Genomic DNA, 434 nt, shown 5'->3' with positions numbered 1-434 from the left:
TTCTTGCCGTTGAATCTGGCAGCAGAGCCTGGGGCTTTGCCTCTCCGGACAGCGATTATGACATACGTTTTATATACCGCCATGAAAAAGACTGGTATCTTTCACCTTGGGACAAGGATGAAACGATAGAATTTATGACGGAAGATGATCTGGATGGTTCCGGATGGGATCTCCGAAAGACTTTTCATCTCTTACTGAAATCGAATGCCGCTTTACTGAGCTGGTTCTACTCTCCTATCGTTTATAAGGAAAATGCAAAGTTTGTAGAGCTTTTCAGGCCATTAGCTGATACCTGTTTTTCGCCGGTAGCCGTTTCCTATCACTATTTAAGCATGAGCAAAAAATACCTGGAAGCCTGCAGAGCTGATGAAGTGAAACTAAAAAGCTATTTTTATTGTCTGAGAACTGCATTAACCGGAAAATGGATCATAGAA

The 434-nt window shown here is 42.2% G+C and carries 1 protein-coding gene; it reads left to right on the top strand.

Annotated elements, in window-relative coordinates:
* On the top strand, window positions 1-434 hold a 434-nt coding region (locus tag BBI01_RS14755), incomplete at both ends, for a nucleotidyltransferase domain-containing protein (RefSeq protein WP_185114358.1).

Origin of the sequence: Chryseobacterium artocarpi, assembly GCF_001684975.1 — a bacterium.
In the GTDB taxonomy this organism is placed as follows: Bacteria; Bacteroidota; Bacteroidia; order Flavobacteriales; family Weeksellaceae; genus Chryseobacterium; species Chryseobacterium artocarpi.
This window is presented reverse-complemented; position numbering and strand designations above follow the sequence as displayed.